The following is a 1,525-nucleotide window of genomic DNA, read 5'->3' on the forward strand; positions in this document are numbered from 1 at the left end:
CAAAAGTCGGTTTACTGATAGTCAAAGCTGGAAAATTTGGGATAATCACAATGCTAAAATATCTTGCACTCAAGAATTTGAAGCACTACTCTATCATTTAGAGCAAGAAGTAGTATTACTCTTAGATGAAGTGGATGAAATTTTTAATTATCCAGAAATATCTAAAGATTTTTTTGCCATGTTAAGAAGTTGGTATGAAGAAAGCAATAACTTAGAAATTTGGGAAAATCTACGAATGATAATTGCTTATTCCACAGAATATCATGGCAAATTAAATATTTATCAATCTCCTTTTAATGTTGGTTTACCTATAGAGTTAAAAGAATTTACATTAGAGCAGGTAACTCAGTTAGCATACTTACATCAACTTGAGTCAGAAATAGTTGCTCCTTTAATGTCAATGGTGGGAGGACATCCTTATTTAATCAGATTAGGATTGTACAAAATGTCTCAGGATGAATTAACTATTACAGAACTATTAAAATATGCTCCTACTGAAAGCGGAATTTATCAAGAACATTTAAGTAGACATTTAGAAACAATATTAGAAAAGACAAATATTAAAGCAGTTTTTCATAAAATATTACAAAGTAATTCTCCAGTACGTTTACCTAATAAAAATCGAGAATTACATCAATTAGAAGCTATGGGATTAATTACAATTAAAGGCGATGATGCTGAACCTCGTTGTCAGTTATATCGACAATATTTTCAGGAACGGTTGGGGTGAAAGAAGGAGACAGGAGATAGGAGACAGGAGACAGGAGATGGAAGAAGGAGTCAGGAGACAGGAGTTGGAAGAAGGAGTCAGGAGACAGGAGTCAGGAGACAGGAGGTGGAAGAAGGAGTTAGAAGTCAGGAGTTGGCTTTTTGGAAGTTAGGAGTTAGAATGATGCTTTTTGGAGCGTAGTTTGAAGATGGAATCAGGAGTCAGAATGAAAAGAGAACCTGCTAAAAACTTTCGAGATTTAATAGTTTGGCAAAAAGCACATCAACTTGTTTTAGATGTCTATGGTTTTAGCAGCAATTTCCCAAAAACAGAAACCTATGGATTAACAAGTCAGTTAAGGCGAGCATCCGTATCAGTACCAGCTAATATAGTAGAAGGCTTTAGAAAAAAGGGTCTAGCAGATAAAATCCGATTTTTGAATATTGCACAAGGTTCATTAGAAGAAAGTCGGTATTACCTAATTCTGGCAAATGACCTTGGATACGGAGATACTTCAAAACTTCTACTGGATCTAGAAGAAGTAAGTAAACTATTAGATTCATATATAAACGCAATTGAACAATGCAAATAATCTCCTAATTCCTACTCTTTCTTCCTCCTGTCTCCTACGGAAACTAAATAGAGTGAGGGCGAATGGCATTCGCCCCTACATATGGCGCTTTCAAGGTAAATTTGCGTAAGTCCTGTCTCCTTCTTACTCCCTCTTCCTCCCTCCTGTCTCCTGACTCCTGTCTCCTGTCTCCTAAAAAAACTCCTGTCTCCTGACTCCTGTCTCCTGACTCCTAAAAAAACTCC

At 36.1% G+C, this 1,525-nt stretch carries 4 protein-coding genes; 3 read left to right on the forward strand and 1 reads right to left on the reverse strand.

Annotated features, from left to right (window positions below; genetic code table 11):
• The 3 genes from F6K13_RS32605 to F6K13_RS32615 form a co-directional block, all read left to right on the forward strand.
• Positions 1-730, forward strand: a 730-nt coding sequence (locus tag F6K13_RS32605; protein WP_287289841.1) for an AAA-like domain-containing protein, incomplete at its 5' end; no start/stop codon positions are given.
• Complete coding sequence (locus F6K13_RS32610; RefSeq protein WP_124145899.1) at positions 672-881, forward strand: hypothetical protein; 210 nt, start codon at positions 672-674, stop codon at positions 879-881. The genes F6K13_RS32605 and F6K13_RS32610, both read left to right, overlap by 59 nt.
• Before the next feature lie 54 nt (positions 882-935).
• Positions 936-1,301 carry a four helix bundle protein gene (locus F6K13_RS32615; RefSeq protein ID WP_287289843.1) on the forward strand — a complete coding sequence of 122 codons (366 nt, stop codon included), beginning with the start codon at positions 936-938 and terminating at the stop codon, positions 1,299-1,301.
• Positions 1,302-1,312: 11 nt separating this feature from the next.
• On the opposite strand, the gene F6K13_RS32620 is transcribed toward F6K13_RS32615, so the two are convergent.
• Positions 1,313-1,525, reverse strand: a 213-nt coding sequence (locus F6K13_RS32620) for a hypothetical protein (RefSeq protein WP_287289845.1), incomplete at its 5' end; no start/stop codon positions are given.

Origin of the sequence: Okeania sp. SIO2B9 (assembly GCF_010672505.1) — a bacterium.
Lineage (GTDB): Bacteria > Cyanobacteriota > Cyanobacteriia > Cyanobacteriales > Microcoleaceae > Okeania > Okeania hirsuta.